The sequence below is a fragment of the Halovivax limisalsi genome (genome assembly GCF_023093535.1).
Taxonomy (GTDB): domain Archaea; phylum Halobacteriota; class Halobacteria; order Halobacteriales; family Natrialbaceae; genus Halovivax; species Halovivax limisalsi.
Map to the genome: position 1 here is coordinate 2,901,816 of NZ_CP095757.1, position 16,692 is coordinate 2,918,507.

A 16,692-nucleotide genomic window follows, 5' to 3' on the forward strand; every position below is an offset into this window, starting at 1 on the left:
TACCGAAGTACCGTGTTCCGAACGGCACCGCAGAGTGGCGTGTCCCACCTATTTCGTCCGGATCGATCGTCTGCTGCCGGCCGCACGAACAGCGGGCGAGGCGTGCGACGAAGGTACCGGCAAGGTGACTGATTATTCAATCGATTTTTATGGATCGGGGCCGTACTGCGTTACAGGATGCGAGCAGGGATTGCGCCAGTCGGCGTGCGCCAGGCGGGTGAGTCGAATCCACGATGAGCCGGCCACCGTCGTTTCTCGAGGACCCGGATGATACTCGAGAGGCCATCATGCGCGCGACGTACGTCGCCCTCTGCGAGCACGGCTACAGCGACCTGACGATCCAGGGCATCGGTGACGAGTTTTCGAAGAGTAAATCGCTGCTCTATCATCACTACGACAGCAAGGACGAACTCCTGCTCGACTTTCTGGAATTCATGCTGGCGCAGGTCGAAGAACAGATGCCGACCTATCAGGCTGGCGGCGTCGACGGGTACATCGACGACATCGTCGACCAGACGTTCGCGTTCGGGTGCGACGCGGAAACGGACGACTTCGTGCGCGCGATTCTCGAACTCCGGTCCCAGGCGGCCCACGACGAGGACTTCCGCGCCTACTTCACCCGCAGCGACCAGTTCGTCCGCAAACACGTCGCCCACACCATCCGCTCCGGGATCGAACAGGGCGTCTTTCGGACGGTGTCACCCACCGAGACGGCGGCGCTCTTCCAGATCGTCTTCGTCGGCACGATCACCCAGCGGGCGACGACCGACGACGACGTCCTCACCGATGCTCGCGCCGAGTTCGAGCGGTACGTCCGCGAGTGTCTCCTCGCCGACGACTGATGACCCACGGCGAGTGAAGCCGCTCCAGGGGAAGTGATACGATAGCCGCCGATCCTCCAGGAAATCGGTTCGGCGGGGAACCTGCGAATCACGGAGCGCACCCGCTCACTGCGGCCGTGGAACCGACCGCTGACGGCAAACTCGTACCGTACCACCGCCTGAGCGTCGCTACCGGCGACGTACACGGTAACAGGGCATCACTGACGCGCCAGAATTTTATATAGCACTATGCCATATACGCGTCCAACATAACCGACCCCATATAAATAGTCGGCGGTCCGCGAGCACGACCGGAGTCGCCGTGATCGCCTCGGGTCGCGCGGCCGCGGGTACAACGCTTTTTACGGAGACCGGCCCGGGCAGTGAGTCGGGTGCGACGATCAGAAGCCAGCGATCGGTTACACCGGTTTACCGAGAAGACGTTCCCAGTTTCCCGAGTAGTACTTCGCGCGAGCGGGGCGCGTGCTGGAGAACGATCCCAACCGGTACCGAACGGTTCGTCCGATATCGATGGACGGGTGCCGCCGTTCGATCGCGACCGTTTCCCACGAAGCACGTGAGGGCAATAACGCTAAGGGCGTTCGTAACCGAGTACGGGTCGTGAGCGCGAACGGAGCGGACAGTGAGCAAAAGAGCTATCCGGCGGGCTGCCGGAACACAGACAGCGTCCACCACAATCTATGAACGAAGTGCAACTGGAGGTCGCGAAGGCGTACCCGAACGATTCGGGGCGGGGGATCGCCCGATTGGATCCGGATACGCTGCTGCACCTGAAGCTGAGTCCCGGAGACATCATCGAGATCGAAGGCGCGGACACGACCGCCGCGAAGGTCTGGCGAGCCGACCGGCAGGACTGGAACACGGAGACGGTCCGCATCGACGGCTTCACGCGCCAGAACGCGGAGGTCGGTATCGGCGAACGAGTGACGATCCGGAAGGCCGAGGCGACGAAGGCCGACTCGCTCGTGCTCGCGCCGCCGGAAGAAGCCTCCGTGCAGTTCGGCTCGGACGCGGCGGGGATGGTCAAGCGCCAGATCCTAAAGCGGCCGGTCGTCGGCCGCGACATCGTTCCCGTCATGTCCTCGACGAACCACCCGTTCATGCGCTCTCCCGGCCAGGCGATCCCGCTCATCGCGGTCGAGACCGAGCCCGAGGGGGTCGTTCTCATCACGGAGGACACCGACGTCGAACTCCGCGAGGAGCCGATCTCGGGCTTCGAGAAGACCGGCGGCGGGATCACCTACGAGGACATCGGCGGCCTCCAGAACGAGATCCAGCGGGTGCGGGAGATGGTGGAACTCCCGATGAAACACCCCCAGATCTTCAAGAAGCTGGGCATCGAGCCGCCCCAGGGCGTCCTGCTGCACGGCCCGCCGGGAACCGGCAAGACCCTGCTCGCGAAGGCCGTCGCCAACGAGACGTCGGCGTCGTTCTTCTCGATCGCCGGCCCGGAGATCATCTCGAAGTACTACGGCGAGTCCGAACAGCAGTTACGCGAGATCTTCGAGGACGCCAGCGAGGAGTCGCCGGCGATCATCTTCATCGACGAACTCGACTCCATCGCGCCCAAGCGCGAGGACGTCACCGGTGAGGTCGAACGGCGCGTCGTCGCGCAGCTGCTGACGATGATGGACGGCCTCGAGGCGCGCGGGCAGGTGATCGTCATCGCGGCGACCAACCGCGTCGACAGCGTCGACCCCGCGCTGCGCAGGCCGGGCCGCTTCGACCGGGAGATCGAGATTGGCGTCCCCGACGAGGCCGGTCGCGAAGAGATTCTCCAAATCCACACGCGGGGCATGCCGCTTTCCGACGACGTCAACCTCTCGAACCTGGCCGACGAGACCCACGGCTTCGTCGGCGCCGACATCGAGAGCCTGACGAAAGAAGCTGCGATGAAGGCGCTGCGCCGGTACCTGCCGGAGATCGACCTCGACGAGGAGGACATCCCGCCGACGCTCATCGACCGGATGATCGTCAAGCGCGACGACTTCGGCGGCGCGCTGAACGAGGTCGAACCCTCCGCGATGCGCGAGGTCCTGGTCGAGTTGCCGAAGATCACCTGGGACAACGTCGGCGGCCTCCACGACGCCAAAGACCAGGTCAAGGAGGCCGTCGAGTGGCCGCTCAACAGCCCCGAGAAGTTCGACCGGCTGGGCATCGACCCGCCCGCGGGCGTCCTGCTCTACGGTCCGCCGGGTACCGGGAAGACGCTCATGGCGAAGGCGGTCGCGAACGAGACCAACGCCAACTTCATCTCGGTTCGCGGCCCGCAGCTGCTCTCGAAGTGGGTCGGCGAGTCCGAGAAGGCGATCCGCCAGACCTTCCGCAAGGCCCGGCAGGTCTCGCCCACCGTCGTCTTCTTCGACGAACTCGACGCGCTGGCGCCCGGACGGGGCGGCGAGGTCGGCTCGAACGTCTCCGAGCGCGTCGTCAACCAGCTGCTGACCGAACTCGACGGGCTCGAAGAGATGGGCGACGTCATGGTGATCGGCGCGACCAACCGCCCGGACATGATCGACCCCGCGCTACTGCGCTCGGGCCGGTTCGACCGGCTGGTCATGATCGGCGAACCCGACACCGAGGGCCGCGAGCGCATCCTCGAGATCCACACCGAGGACACGCCGCTGGCCGCCGACGTCAGCCTCCGCGAGATCGCCGAGATCACCGACGGCTACGTCGGCTCCGACCTCGAATCCATCGGACGCGAGGCCGCGATCGAGGCGCTGCGCGAGGACGACGAGGCCGACGTCGTCGAGATGCGCCACTTCAGACAGGCCCTCGAGAACGTCCGGCCGACGATCACCGAGGACATCCTCGAGTACTACGAACAGATCGAAGAGGAGTTCCGCGGCGGCACCACTCGCGATCCCGTCACCGGTCGACGCGGCAGTCGCATCGGCTTCCAGTAACCCGACGACCGGGCTCAGCGCACTTTCGCTCCCACGGGCCCATCGGAGTATCGGCGACAACCCTCCGTCCGCGACCGCCGCCATCGTCTCCTGCCGACCGTCGCCTAGTCACGGCGCGTCAGTTCTCGACGGATCGCGTCGCGTTTGACGAGGAGGAATCCGAGGAAGATCAGTCCGAATCCGACCATCGTGGGCGTATCGACCGTCTGGCCGAGGTAGGCCCAGCCGACGACCGCCGCGACGATCGGGGCCACGTAGGAGACCATGTTGATCTCGACGGCGCCGAGTCGTTCGAGCAAGTCGAAGTAGATCAGAAAGCCGATCGCGCTCGCGAAGATCGAGAGGTACGCGATCGCGCCCACGGCTTCCCCGACGAGCCAATCGTCGACGGCGAAGCGCTCGCCGAGGCCCGCGCTCAGCACGTGGAGGACGAGCGCGCCGCCGAGCATCGACCACGCCTCCATCGTCTCGATGCGGAGGTCCGCGTCGATCCGACGGGTGAGGACGCTCCCGAGTGCGAACGCCGCCGCGGCGGCGAAGACCAGCAGGTTCGCGACCGTCCCCGTCGCCAGCAGGTTCGACGGATCGGGCCGGGCGATAACGAGCACGCCGACGAGTCCGACCCCGACCCCGACCACGCCGACCGGCGACAGGGCGTCCTGCGGAACCAGCGCCCGGGCGAAACCGGTCGTGAGGACCGGCGACAGGCTCACGAGGACGGCCGCGGCCGCGGCGGTCGTGTTGCGCTGCCCGACGAAGAGGAAGGCGTGGTAGGCGGCGATCATCAAGAGTGCGCCGACCGCGATGGCCGACCAGGACGCTCGATCGCGGGGGATCACGTCCTCGACCACGACCGCCGCGTAGCCGAGCATGAGGAGTCCCGCGATGTCGTACCGGATCGCCGCGAACAGGATCGGCGGCAGGTACCCGAGGCCGACGTCGATCGCGACGAACGCGGACCCCCAGGCGAACGCCAGGACGAGAAACAGCCCAACGGATCGATACTGGCTCACTGCCGGGAGTGAGACCCTTCGGTAGGTATTGGTTTCGATTCGATACTACGAGCCGAGCGGTGACCCGCGGCTACTCGTCCGCGACGGCGTCGGGAAGGAACGGGCCGAGATCGGTGTGTTCGAACACCACGTAGTCGTTGTTCAACCGCCGACAGAACACCCGAAGTCGGCCATTCGTCCGAATCGTCTCGAGGGTTCCCCGGGGATCGGAGCGTTCGTAGTACGCCGGGACGAAGACGGCGGTCTCGGAAACTGGGTCCCGTTCGACGATCAGGAGGTAGATGACACCCCCGCTCTCGGCCGCAAAGACCTCGACGTCACCGAACGAGTTCTCGTCGACTAATCCTTCGAGTTCCTCGTACTCGTCGCCGGGGAGCAAGACGTCCAGTCCCGTCCGGTCGTCCGTGTCCACGAGGACCGCGTCGCCGGGATGGAGTTCGAGAGCGCTCCAGCCACGGTCCCGGTACGAATCGGCGGTCGCCGACATGTCCGCGAGGACCGACTGCCAGCCATCAGTCCCCACGATGTTTCTGGGGACGTCACCTGCCGGATCGTCCATGTGTCACTCGCGGAGAGGGCCGGGCATAAACGTTTCTCACTGATTCGTCCGGCGAAACGGGCGCTCCACAAATTATTTCTTCACCGGCCGGCGAGTAACGGCCAGTGACGGATCTACTATCCATTTCCGGATTGCGGACGCACTTCGATACGAATCGAGGCGCGGTGAGGGCCGTCGACGGCGTCGATCTCACGGTCGAAGACGGCGAAACTGTCGGTCTCGTCGGCGAATCCGGGTCCGGCAAGAGCGTAACGGCGCTGTCGGCGATGGACCTGATCGACGACCCGGGGGAAGTCGTCGGGGGCCGGGTGACGCTTCGCGAACCCGCAGTCGCGGCCAACCTGGCCAACTCGTTCGACGGGTCCGTCGCCTACTACCCGGCGAGCTTCGTCGACGCACTGTGGGACGTCGCCGCCGATATCGACGACGGAGTCGGAATCGATTCCGCCCCGACGGAACTGCGCGGGTTGGCCGGCGACCTCGAGACGCGGGCGGACCCGGCAGACCTCGCGGCGCAACTCCGGACGGCCGCGGCGGCCATCGAGGATGGGGCACCTGGTCGTGCGGCCGAGGCGCTCGATTCCGCCATCGACGACGCGACGGACGGCTTCGTCTTTCTGGAGGAACGGGCGCTGGCGACGTACCTGGAGGTCGGCGGTGACGAGATCGCGTTCGAGGCAGCGACAGTCTACGACCGGGCGGTCGATGACGGGTCGATGGACGCGAACAAGATCGTCCTCGAAGACGCCCTCGTCGACTTGACTGCGGCGCCCGAGGAGGCGATGCGCTCCGTTCGGGGCGGGTCGATGGGGATGATCTTTCAGGATCCGATGACGTCACTGAACCCCGCCCTGACGGTGGGCGAGCAGGTTGCGGAATCGCTGCGACTCCACCGATACGGGGAAAGCAAGCCCGACAACTGGCGCAACGCTATTCGGGAGATCCTGCCGAAGATCGGTGGCCGCGAGTTCGACGACGAGGTCACCGAAGACGTCGTCGAGATCCTGACCGAGGTGGGCATTCCGGAGGCGACGACCCGCCTCGAGGAGTATCCACACGAGTTCTCCGGCGGCATGCGCCAGCGCGTGCTCATCGCGATCGCGCTGGCGTGCCGGCCGAGTCTCCTCATCGCGGACGAACCGACGACCGCCCTCGACGTTACCATCCAGGCCCAGATCCTCGACCTGATCGACGATCTGCAAGAAGAGTTCGGCATGTCGGTCCTGATGATCACCCACGACCTCGGGGTCGTCGCCGAAACCTGCGACCGCGTCGCCGTGATGTACGCGGGCGAGATCGTCGAAGAGGGGCCCGTCGAGGAGATCTTCCACAATCCGAGTCACCCCTACACCTACACGCTGCTGGAGTCGATTCCCACGGAGGAGAAAGACCGACTGACGCCAATCGAGGGCAACGTCCCCGACCTCATTGACATGCCCGACGGCTGTCACTTCGCGGATCGCTGTCCGTGGGCCCAGCCCGAATGCCGCGACGGCGAGATACCGTTTCTCCAGCACGGCCCCGAAGCCGTCGACCACCGCTCGAAGTGCATTCTGGGGGACTTCGAAACGGACGAGTACGGTACCGAGGGCGTCGCCTCGACCAGCTCTCGGGATATCGGCGGGTCGCTCGTCGAAGTGAGCGGGATGCGCAAGTACTACGAACAGGAAGACGGGCTCCTCGATCGGTTCTTCCCCGGGGAGCGGCCGAGCGTCAAGGCCGTCGACGGGGTGAGCTTCGAGGTTCGTAAAGGAGAGACCCTCGGGCTCGTCGGCGAATCCGGCTGCGGGAAGTCGACGGCCGGACGGGCGTTATTGCACCTCGATCCGCCGACTGACGGGACCGTGGTCTTCGCCGGCGACGACCTCGGCGGCCTCTCGAAGACCGAACTCCGCGAGACGCGAAAGGACATGCAGATGGTGTTTCAGGATCCGATGTCAAGCCTGGATCCACGAATGACCGTCGGCAGTACGGTCATGGAGCCGCTGAAGATCCACGGGCTCCCGGAGAGCGATCCAGACGTTTCGACCCGAGCGGAACTCTCGGTGTCCGGGATCGCATCGGACGCCGTTACCGTCGACGTCGCAGACAATGCCGACGCACTCCTAGGGAGTGAGAACGGGGAGTGCATCGTCCCGGTAACCGTCTCGGTCGATGCGGACGGCGTCCGCGTCGATGTCGACGGCGAGTTCGACGTCGCGACGGACGTCACACGCGATGGAGGGCGCATCACGGCCGTTCACGTGTCGGTGTCCGCCGGCGAGTCGACCCGACGGCGCCGGAAGAACCGCGTGATCCAGCTCCTGGAAGAGGTCGGGCTCGATCGCAGCCAGTACGACCGGTATCCGCACGAACTCTCCGGCGGGCAGCGCCAGCGGGTCGGCATCGCGCGCGCATTAGCGGTCGACCCCGACTTCATCGTCGCCGACGAGCCGGTCTCGGCGCTCGACGTCTCCGTACAGGCCCAGATCATCAACCTCATGGAGGACCTTCAGGATTCGTTTGGGCTCACCTACCTATTCATCGCCCACGATCTCTCGGTCGTTCGCCACATCTCTGATCGGGTCGCCGTAATGTATCTAGGCGAAATCGTCGAGGTCGCCGCGACCGAGGAGTTATTCGCGGATCCCCAGCACCCGTACACGAAGGCGCTGCTCTCGGCGATTCCAGAACCGGATCCGCTCGCAGACACGAGCGACCGAACGATCCTCAAGGGCGACGTGCCATCGCCGATCGATCCGCCGTCGGGCTGTCACTTCCGGACGCGCTGTCCGGTCGTCATCCCGCCCGAGGACCTCGACATCGAACAGGAGCGCTACCGGGAGGTGATGTTCTATCGCCAGCGCGTCGAGTCCAGGGACATCGACCTCGACGCCCTCGAGGCCGACAATCCCGTGGCGACGTCGTCCGAGAGTGCGGTCGCGGACGGCGGTAATCCCTTGCACGCTGGCCTTCGCGAAGAGTTCTTCTCCAGTCCGCTATCGGGCCGTGCGAAGACGGCCGTTACCAAGTCGTTCACTCACCTCGAAGAACGCGACTGGGAGGCCGCGGAGGCCGTCCTGCGCGACACATTCGAGAGCGTTTGCGAACGCGAACACCCGGACAAAGGTGAGGGAGCACACCCCGTCGCCTGTCACCTGATGGGAGACGGGTCCTAACGCGCGAGCCCAACACCGCTGGCGGGAACTCGACCATCTTACGGCGCTATGCCGGCGGTTGGGCCAATGAAATCGATCCTATCCGCATTGACGGCTGCCAGATCACGATACCGCCGACGGGTAGTGACGGATTTACTTACGTATGCATTCGATAAAGAATGAGAAAGGATATCACACATCGGTACGTTTATCTATGTCGAAATTAACGCCACTTAGCATGGAAGGTGCTGACAACGACGACGCCTCCAGGCGGAGCTTCCTGAAGACAACTGGCACGGCGGCCGTGGTGGCAGCTTCGGTGGGAACCACAGCCGGCTGTATGAGTAACCAGCCCGAAGATGGCGAGGACGGTGATGACGGCGAAGATGGCAATGATGGTAGCGACGGTGAAGACGGCGGTGACGGCGGAAGTAGCGGCGGCACGTTGCGATACGGACGCGGTGCCCACTCCTCAACGCTCGATCCGCAGAATTCGACGAGCGGCGAGGTTGCAAAAGTCACGAACCAGATCTACGACGGCCTGCTCGGCTTCGAACCCGGTGGGTCAGCGCTCGTCGAGAGTCTCGCGACCGATTGGGAGATGGACGGCGACTCGGTTACGCTCACGTTGCGGCAGGATGCCCAGTTCGCCGACGGGACCGAGTTCACCGCCGAGGACTTCATCGCGACGTACCGGCGATTCGTCGACGAGGACTACGAGTACAACTTCCCAGAGGCGTCGGCCTACGGCTCGTTAATGCTCGGAAACTGGATCGACAGCGTCGAAGCGGACGGGGACTACGCGCTGAATATTACACTGAACAATACCTACGCACCGTTCTTGCGCAACCTCGCGATGTTCGCTACCGCCGTCCTCCCCAAGGACGGTATCGAGAGTGGCTTCGACTTCAATGCCGACGCGAACGGAACCGGCCCATTCCAGCTCGACCAGCTCGACGACGCGAACGGGCGGATCCGTCTCGTCCCCAACGAGAACTACTGGGGCGAGGGTCCGCACGTCGACGAACTGTTGTTTCTCGAGTACGGTGAACCAAACACGCGCGCCCAGGCGCTCGCCGAGGGCGAGACCGAGATCGTCGATACGCTCAATCCGAGCGCCATCTCGATCGTCGAAGGCGCCGGTAATGCCTCGGTCGTGAGTCAACAGGGAATCAACATCGGCTACATGGGGTTCAACCTGTCCCGCGTCGAGGAGTTCCGCGACGTGCGGGTCCGCCAGGCCATCAGCCACGCGATCAATACCGAAGCGATCGTCAACGAGGTGTACTCCGGTATCGCCGATCAAGCGAGTCAACCGTGCCCGCCGGCGATCACGTTCGGGCACAACGACGATCTCAGCCCGTACGAATACGACACGGACAAGGCACAGTCACTGCTAGAGGAGGCAGGCTACGGCGACGGCTTCTCGTTCACCCTGACGACGTTCCAGAACTCGCGGGGATACAACCCGGCGCCGACGTCGACCGCCGAGACGATTCGGACGAACCTGAGCGACGTCGGTATCGACGTCACGATCGACGATCGTCCCTTCGCCGACTTCCTCGAGTACACGGGGGCCGGCAACCACGACGCCTTGACGCTGGGTTGGTACACCGACAACGCAGACCCCGACAACTTCTACTACGCCTTGCTGCACCCGCAGGTCGAACCGCCGGAAGGCCAGGACTACATCGACAGCTTCGACGTAGAGGGATACAACACCTCGAATCGCACTGCGTGGGCCAACACTGAGTTCATGGATCTCGTCGAACAGGGCCAGCAGACCGCCGCACAGGACGAGCGTCAAGAGCTGTACTATCAGGCCGCAGAGATCGCCCACGAGCAGGCGCCGTGGGTCTATATCGACTACGCCCAGGAGATCCGCGGTGTCCACGACAAAGTGAGCAACTATACCGTCTCGGCCATCAGTGGTCCGCACCTCCACCTCGTGTCGGTCGAATAACGTTCGACAGTCGGGGTGCTCCGACGGATCGACTGACTTCCGCATAGGAACATTTTAACACCTCCAAAGATTCCTTTAATCATATGGTGTCGAAGCGGTTCATCGCGAAACGGCTTCTGTTGCTGGGGCCGGTGCTCTTTGGCGTCGCAACGTTCGTTTTCGCGATTTTGCATATCTCGCCCGGGGATCCGGCGGTCACGATCGGGGGCACCCGGGCCAGTAAGGAGTTCGTCGAACAGATCAGGGTCGAACTCGGGTTGAACGAGCCACTCTGGAAGCAGTATCTCAGCTTTCTCTGGGAGACGGTCAACTTCGAGTTCGGCCAGTCCTACAAGGTCAATCGCGGGACGGCAGTCACAGATGTTCTCGCCGCACGCCTCCCGATCACGATCGAACTCGCCGTACTGGGTCTGATCGCCGGATTACTCTTCGGCCTCCCACTCGGGATCTTGAGCGCCGTCAAGCAGGACTCGATCACCGATCACGTCTCCCGTATCGGGGCACTGGCCGGCATTAGCATTCCCATCTATTGGAGTGGTCCACTGCTCATCCTGGTGTTCGCCGTCTACCTCGATCTCCTCCCGGTGAGCGGGCGAATCGGCTCGACGTACTTCGTCAAAACCCGAACCGGATTCATTCTCGTCGATTCGTTGCTCGTCGGGAATTGGGATGCGTTCATCTCTGCCGCCCGTCATCTCGCGATGCCGATCGCGGTGCTCGGCGTGTATTCGATGGCCTTTATCTCTCGGATGATGCGATCGTCGATGCTCGAAGTTATTCGCCAGGATTACATGCGAACCGCCCGAGCGAAGGGCCAGGGCGCGAAGATAACCATCCTGAAGCACGGATTGCGAAACGCGTTCATCCCCGTCATTACCATCATCGGCATCCAGTTCGGCTCGCTGCTTGGCGGGGCGGTGCTCACCGAGACGGTATTCGAAATCAACGGCATCGGCACACTCCTCGTCTCGGCTATCCAACAGAGCGACTATCCGGTCGTCCAGGCGACGGTGCTCGTCTTCGCCCTGATGTACACGTTGGTTAACCTCGTCGTCGACATCACCTACTCCATACTCGATCCCAGAATCAACCAATGAGCACGACCACCACCACCGAATCCGCGGCCGCAAATCGGAGCATCGTCGACCGGCTTCGGGCCAATCAGTTCCTCGTGGAACTGTTCTCGAACCGTCTCGCCGTCTTCGGACTGGCGATTATTCTCTCGATGTTCGTCGTCGCCGTCTACGCCCGGCTTACCTACGACCTGGAAACGATAACCCGGACGATGTTCGGTCAGAATCCGAACCGGGGCGAGCCGGGTTTTGAGTACTGGTTCGGGACGGATGGCCAGGCGCGGGACATCTACCCACGGGTCCTTTATGGAGCCTGGTTCGCACTCCTGTATGGGACGTCAGCTGTCCTCGCGTCGACGGTACTCGGCATTGGAGCCGGAGTCCTCGCGGCGTACTACGGCGACCTCACCGACAACGTGATCATGCGAACGATGGATATCCTCCTGTCGTTCCCCGCGCTCCTGTTGGCGCTCGCGCTCATCACCATCTTCCCGGACTCCTGGGGACTCTGGCGCGCGGTCGCAGCACTCACGCTGGTTTACACGCCGCGGTTTGCACGTGTCGTCCGCGGCGCGGCGCTGAAGGTACTGGAAGACGAGTTCATCGATGCGACCCAGGCCCTCGGCGCGAGCGATGCACGCCTACTGGTCAGACACGTCCTTCCCAACTGCCTCGCGCCGATTACCGTCCAGGCCACGCTGAATTACGGTCTCGCGATCATCGACATCGCGGCGCTCTCGTTCCTCGGGTTCGGCGCGGCCCCGGGCGATCCCTCCTGGGGAATGATGCTCTCCGAAGGCGTCGAGAAGGGGCTGTTCATGGGCGCGTGGTGGTGGTCGTTCTTCCCCGGCCTCTTCCTCGCCCTGACCGTGCTCGGGTTCAACCTCCTCGGCGACGGCATGCGCGACGCACTCGACCCACGAATGCGCGACGCCGTGTGAGCATCACTCATGCGTGATTCGGGACCGGCCACGAACGATGATCGGGCCTCGGACTTTCCGAGCTGGTCACGCCAGCTCGCGCTGGCAGCCTCGCGCTGGGTCGGCCTCGGGGCAGCGATCGGCGTCGCGCTCTCGCTCGGCCTGCTCGTCGTGTTCTCACCTAAAGGTGCGACCGATACCGCCTTCGCCCTCGGGGCGCTCGTCTGCGGATTCGGGGTGACCGCCTGGTCGTCGACCGTCGGCTTGGGCGAGACGATCGAAGGGCTCCAGCAACACCTCGGCAATAACTCGGGGTGGACGAACGCCGGAGCGCGTCGGGCGTTTTTCGTCCTCTCCTGGACCGGCGCGGGGTGGATGATCGCGGCTGCACTCACATCCATCCTCCTCGACGTGTAGTGCCGTCGGCCGTTTACCGATCGGTTTCCGATCCGATCGTGAACAGCGTCCGGATTGGGAAACGCCCGCGTACGGCCCGCAATGATAAACGCCCGTACGCTTAAGTCAATCGAACACCGACCGGTAGATATGGCCTTCCACGGCCGTCCCGCCCTTCGGGATCTCTTCGACGAGTCGCCGACACCGCACATCGCACATCCGCCTCGAACCCACCACCGCGACTTCTACGTGGCCACAGACGGCTCCTATCGAGCGTCAGGTGGCGGGCTGGGTGCGGTGATCGAAACCCGCGACGGCACGGTCGTCGCCAGGCTCGCCCACGCCGATACGCCGCCGGATAACAACGTCGCGGAGGTTCGGGCGCTCCACCTGGGGCTCGACGTCCTCGCCGCGCGAGCGCCGCCGGAGGCGAGCGTGGGTGTTCTCGTCGACCACGACACGCTCGCGAGTAGCCTCAACGCGGCCGTCCTCGCGCGTCGGCACCCGGACCGACGGCCACCGCACCCCGTCGACGTCCCCGCTGCGAGCGCGAATCACTGGCGGGGAATCCGCGCCCGACTCACCGGGTTCGGCGACGTCCGTGCCGCCCGGATCGACAGTCGAGAGAATCCCGCGCACCCGCTCGCGAACACGCCCGACCAGTACGAACACCTGCGTCGGGAATCACCGCGGTGCGTGCGGCCAACTCCCGTCGAACCGCCATCTCGCGGCTACCTGCCACCCTCGCGAGCCGACCGCAACGCGAGCGACTGACGGTCGGCCATCCAAAACGGATGTGGGCACCGCGTCCGGCAACCGAATCCGGTCCACCCATCTGGTGCTTCGGTGGATAGAGGCACGGTCACAGGCCCAGCCTTCGTCCCGACTACGTACAACCGTCAGGGAATCCACGTCGGCAGGAGGACTCCGAGCGTGAGTACGGCGAGCGCGTAACACAGGAGAATCGTCGACACGGAGAGGACCGAGCCGAGCGTCGACGCGATCCGGCCGGGATCGCCGTGTCGATACGAACCGACGGTCGATCGGCGTACCCACACCGCCGCGGCGATGTAGCGACGTTTCCAGCGCGCGTGGAATCGACAGTGCGCATCCCGGATCCGACCGTACGTGTAGACGATCAACTGGGCGATCTCCCAGAGCGGGTCGTACTCGTCAGGGCCCTCGACCGGCGGCGCCCCGCCAGTTCGCTGCTGACCACCGGCCGCCTCCGGGGTCGTGACGGCGGGCGCCGTTGATTCGGTCGAGTCGTTCGAGGCCGGCAGCGATCGGGTCGCACTGCCGCTCGACTCGGCCGGACGACCGCCCTCGAGGGTCGGTTGTCGCGGTTCGATGTCGACGTCGTCCAGATCCCAGTTACTCGCCCGGGACTGGTTCGATCCGGGCTGGGGTGCCGGCCGGTTCTGCTCCGAGACGGTCGAGTCTTCGGCGTCCGACACCGATCCGCTCGTCCCGTCCGCGTCGGATTCCGACCCGGTCGAATCGCCGGCGGCCGCCTCCGCACCGTCGGCGTCCGTCGCCGATCCGCCCGACTCCGCGGAGTCCCCGGTTTGCTCCGCCTCGTCGACGGGTTGCGTGACGTGGTCCTCGCGATCCGACGGCGGGCCGTAGGCCTCCTGTAACGTCGGCGTGGACCCCTTGTCGACGGTCTTCTTCCGCCGGAACTGCACCCGCGAGAGCTTCTCGTCCCAGTCGGTCATCACGAGCGCCTCGCCGTCGTCAAGCGACTGCACGCTCTCGGCCGCGTCGCCGCCGAGGATCCGGCCGGCCACCTTCGTGTCGTTCTCCCAGGTGAGCCGATGCCAGACCAGCCAGTCACACTGCGTGATGTAGTCCTTCGCGACCGCGGCGGGCCGCTGGGACATCGCGACGATGCCGAGTCCGCGCTTGCGGCCGCGCTTTGCCACGCGGACGAGCATCTTGTGGATGTCGTCGCCACCGCCGCGCTCGGGAATGAACTCGTGGGCCTCCTCGACGAACAGCAGGAACGGCTTCTGGTGTTGCTTCTCCGCGACGAACAGTTCGCGCACGACCGCGTGGATCACGTCGTCCGCGACCTCCTCGTCCATGTACCCCGAGACGTCGAGGATGATCGGGACGTTCTCCTCCAGGGCGAGATCCGCGATCAACGGCGCGTCCTCGGCCGTGATCTCCCGGTCGCAGGCGTCGTCACCGCCGACCTGCAGGAGTTCGTAGCGCTCTTTCAGCGCCGCGTACTCCCCGTCCGTGTCGATGATCATCAGGCCGAGGCCGCGATCGAGTAACTCCTCGGCGACGACGCTCGCCGTGTTGGACTTCCCGCTCCCGGACTTGCCGGTCACGAACCCGCGACCGGTCAACACGTCGTTGATCGGCAGCGAGTACCCCTTCTCGGAGACGGCGAAGCGCTCGATCGATTCGGCCATATCGCTCGCTCCCCGCTACGAAGTCAGTCCATAAATGCTTCCTGTCCGAGGATCGATCGGTCGGCTGTCACGAACGTCACGAACCCCTCAACGTTTTTGTCGGAGCGGTGCAGTGGGTAGCGCATGAACCGAGAGCGCATCGTCGAGCGGCTCAGCAGCCGCGTCTTTCTCACCGTCGCCGGCTCGACCGTGCTGCTGACGTTCGCCTTCGTCGGCCTCGCCGTCCTCTGGGAGGGCCGCATCGTCGCGAACGTGACGTCGCGACTCCCGTTCTACGTCCTCGTGTTCGCGATCGCGTTCATCTTCGCGCTGCTCAAACTCGATAACCGCGAACGCGACGGCACGCAGATCCTCGTCGCCACCGCCGGGATCGGCCTCGTCGCCGCGATCATCTTCGGCCTGGCGATCGAAGGCGCCGCCTACACCCTCTACGAGCCCTACGAGGTCTTCCAGACCGGCCTCGTCGTCGTCTTCCTCGCCGCCGGCATCATCTGTACCGGCCTCGGCATCTGGGGGGTGCGCCACTGGCGCGAGTTCGTCGCCACCGGCGGCCCCGCGTCGACCGACGCGGAAATGGAGCGGCTCGAGGGCGGGTAGGGCAGCATCCTTTCCACGTGATCTCGCGGGGAACGCGGAATCGGTCACCGCGCACAACGACCCTGTCGGTCCGGTCAAAGCGATGTTTTAGCTTCCCGATCCGCTTTATCCCTGGATAGTTTCGTGTTACTCATGAACCGGCGCACCCTCATCGCACACATCGAATTCGGGTCAATCGTCGGTATCGCTGGTTGCCTAGGAGATGGCGAGACGCATTCTAACCAGGAAGCCAGCGGTGAATCAGATTGGAGAGCAGATGCGAAAAACCCCGATATTGGTGATCAGCCCTGCCCCCCGTACGAAACCGAACGCGATAGTGCCGTCTGTTCTCACACGGTCGGCTCAGACGAGGTATCAGTGTATATCGAGCCGCATACAGAGCACAGCACCCTCGATGACGGAACGCCGGTCGAAGAGATCCTACTTTCCATCTATAATCAGTCCGCTACTGAACTCACGTTCAATCCATATAGTTGGAGCGTATGGTACAATTCGGGAAATGGATGGGAGGAGCTCCAGCAGGAACTATCGGTTACCGGACACCTGACTATATCGCCAGACGAGACACATTCGTGGTCGTTTACGGAGGTGGTGGACTCCATTCAGGAGGAACCGACACTTGAGCCGGCGCTATATGCGGCGGAACTCGGCGTTCCTGACCCCGAAAACGGCGACAATTGGATCGGTTGTATTGCCCTCGTTCAGCTGGTCGCAGCCGACTGACGTACATCCGTTATCGCCGGTTCGGTAGCCCACTACCCTGACCGATACCTGCTCCATCCGCGGGTCGTTCACTATCTGCTCTACGTACGCCGAGCGATGCGAGGCGTTTTGCTACGAGAGAGCTCGCTCTCTCGGCA

13 protein-coding genes are annotated in these 16,692 nt (G+C 64.2%); 10 read left to right on the top strand and 3 right to left on the bottom strand.

Annotated elements, in window-relative coordinates; genetic code table 11:
- The first annotated feature begins 233 nt into the window (after positions 1-233).
- Complete coding sequence (locus tag MXA07_RS13550; RefSeq protein ID WP_247729127.1) at positions 234-842, top strand: TetR/AcrR family transcriptional regulator; 609 nt, start codon at positions 234-236, stop codon at positions 840-842.
- Between the two features lie 680 nt (positions 843-1,522).
- Positions 1,523-3,751, top strand: coding sequence for a CDC48 family AAA ATPase (locus tag MXA07_RS13555; protein WP_247729128.1), 2,229 nt, complete (start codon positions 1,523-1,525; stop codon positions 3,749-3,751).
- 104 nt (positions 3,752-3,855) lie between these two features.
- Here the strand turns inward: MXA07_RS13555 and MXA07_RS13560 are convergent, their stop codons facing one another.
- Both MXA07_RS13560 and MXA07_RS13565 read right to left on the bottom strand, forming a co-directional pair.
- Entirely contained in the window at positions 3,856-4,764 is a 909-nt protein-coding gene (locus tag MXA07_RS13560) for a DMT family transporter (protein ID WP_247729129.1), read from the bottom strand.
- Positions 4,765-4,834: 70 nt separating this feature from the next.
- Positions 4,835-5,323, bottom strand: coding sequence for a DUF7529 family protein (locus MXA07_RS13565; protein ID WP_247729130.1), 489 nt, complete (start codon positions 5,321-5,323; stop codon positions 4,835-4,837).
- A gap of 104 nt (positions 5,324-5,427) precedes the next feature.
- Between MXA07_RS13565 and MXA07_RS13570 the strand changes: the two genes are divergently transcribed.
- From MXA07_RS13570 to MXA07_RS13595, 6 genes are all read left to right on the top strand, one after another.
- Positions 5,428-8,481, top strand: a complete 3,054-nt coding sequence (locus MXA07_RS13570) for a dipeptide ABC transporter ATP-binding protein (RefSeq protein ID WP_247729131.1) — start codon at positions 5,428-5,430, stop codon at positions 8,479-8,481.
- 193 nt (positions 8,482-8,674) lie between these two features.
- Positions 8,675-10,423 (top strand): ABC transporter substrate-binding protein, encoded by a 1,749-nt coding sequence (locus tag MXA07_RS13575; RefSeq protein ID WP_247729132.1) that lies wholly within the window; start codon positions 8,675-8,677, stop codon positions 10,421-10,423.
- An 83-nt stretch (positions 10,424-10,506) separates the two neighbouring features.
- Positions 10,507-11,520: an ABC transporter permease gene (locus MXA07_RS13580; RefSeq protein ID WP_247729133.1), complete on the top strand. Its 1,014-nt coding sequence runs from the start codon at positions 10,507-10,509 to the stop codon at positions 11,518-11,520.
- Positions 11,517-12,437 (top strand): ABC transporter permease, encoded by a 921-nt coding sequence (locus MXA07_RS13585; protein WP_247729134.1) that lies wholly within the window; start codon positions 11,517-11,519, stop codon positions 12,435-12,437. The genes MXA07_RS13580 and MXA07_RS13585 overlap by 4 nt, the downstream gene beginning before the upstream one ends.
- 9 nt (positions 12,438-12,446) lie before the next feature.
- On the top strand, positions 12,447-12,833 hold the full coding sequence (locus MXA07_RS13590; protein ID WP_247729135.1) for a DUF7268 family protein: 387 nt from the start codon (positions 12,447-12,449) through the stop codon (positions 12,831-12,833).
- A gap of 129 nt (positions 12,834-12,962) precedes the next feature.
- Positions 12,963-13,586 carry a ribonuclease H family protein gene (locus MXA07_RS13595; RefSeq protein WP_247729136.1) on the top strand — a complete coding sequence of 208 codons (624 nt, stop codon included), beginning with the start codon at positions 12,963-12,965 and terminating at the stop codon, positions 13,584-13,586.
- A gap of 125 nt (positions 13,587-13,711) precedes the next feature.
- Here the strand turns inward: MXA07_RS13595 and MXA07_RS13600 are convergent, their stop codons facing one another.
- Complete coding sequence (locus MXA07_RS13600) at positions 13,712-15,235, bottom strand: helicase HerA domain-containing protein (protein ID WP_247729137.1); 1,524 nt, start codon at positions 15,233-15,235, stop codon at positions 13,712-13,714.
- Between the two features lie 123 nt (positions 15,236-15,358).
- Here MXA07_RS13600 and MXA07_RS13605 point away from each other — a divergent pair, with 123 nt between their 5' ends.
- Together MXA07_RS13605 and MXA07_RS13610 are read left to right on the top strand one after the other, a co-directional pair.
- On the top strand, positions 15,359-15,832 hold the full coding sequence (locus MXA07_RS13605; protein WP_247729138.1) for a hypothetical protein: 474 nt from the start codon (positions 15,359-15,361) through the stop codon (positions 15,830-15,832).
- A 132-nt stretch (positions 15,833-15,964) separates the two neighbouring features.
- On the top strand, positions 15,965-16,555 hold the full coding sequence (locus tag MXA07_RS13610; RefSeq protein ID WP_247729139.1) for a hypothetical protein: 591 nt from the start codon (positions 15,965-15,967) through the stop codon (positions 16,553-16,555).
- Positions 16,556-16,692: the final 137 nt, after the last annotated feature.

Excerpts from the sequence above, each read along its gene's own strand:
- MXA07_RS13550 (WP_247729127.1), top strand. The coding sequence starts at position 234 with ATGAGCCGGCCACCGTCGTTTCTCGAGGACCCGGATGATACTCGAGAG.
- MXA07_RS13555 (WP_247729128.1), top strand. The coding sequence starts at position 1,523 with ATGAACGAAGTGCAACTGGAGGTCGCGAAGGCGTACCCGAACGATTCG.
- MXA07_RS13565 (WP_247729130.1), bottom strand. The coding sequence starts at position 5,323 with ATGGACGATCCGGCAGGTGACGTCCCCAGAAACATCGTGGGGACTGAT.
- MXA07_RS13575 (WP_247729132.1), top strand. The coding sequence starts at position 8,675 with ATGTCGAAATTAACGCCACTTAGCATGGAAGGTGCTGACAACGACGAC.
- MXA07_RS13580 (WP_247729133.1), top strand. The coding sequence starts at position 10,507 with ATGGTGTCGAAGCGGTTCATCGCGAAACGGCTTCTGTTGCTGGGGCCG.
- MXA07_RS13585 (WP_247729134.1), top strand. The coding sequence starts at position 11,517 with ATGAGCACGACCACCACCACCGAATCCGCGGCCGCAAATCGGAGCATC.
- MXA07_RS13590 (WP_247729135.1), top strand. The coding sequence starts at position 12,447 with ATGCGTGATTCGGGACCGGCCACGAACGATGATCGGGCCTCGGACTTT.
- MXA07_RS13595 (WP_247729136.1), top strand. The coding sequence starts at position 12,963 with ATGGCCTTCCACGGCCGTCCCGCCCTTCGGGATCTCTTCGACGAGTCG.
- MXA07_RS13600 (WP_247729137.1), bottom strand. The coding sequence starts at position 15,235 with ATGGCCGAATCGATCGAGCGCTTCGCCGTCTCCGAGAAGGGGTACTCG.
- MXA07_RS13605 (WP_247729138.1), top strand. The coding sequence starts at position 15,359 with ATGAACCGAGAGCGCATCGTCGAGCGGCTCAGCAGCCGCGTCTTTCTC.
- MXA07_RS13610 (WP_247729139.1), top strand. The coding sequence starts at position 15,965 with ATGAACCGGCGCACCCTCATCGCACACATCGAATTCGGGTCAATCGTC.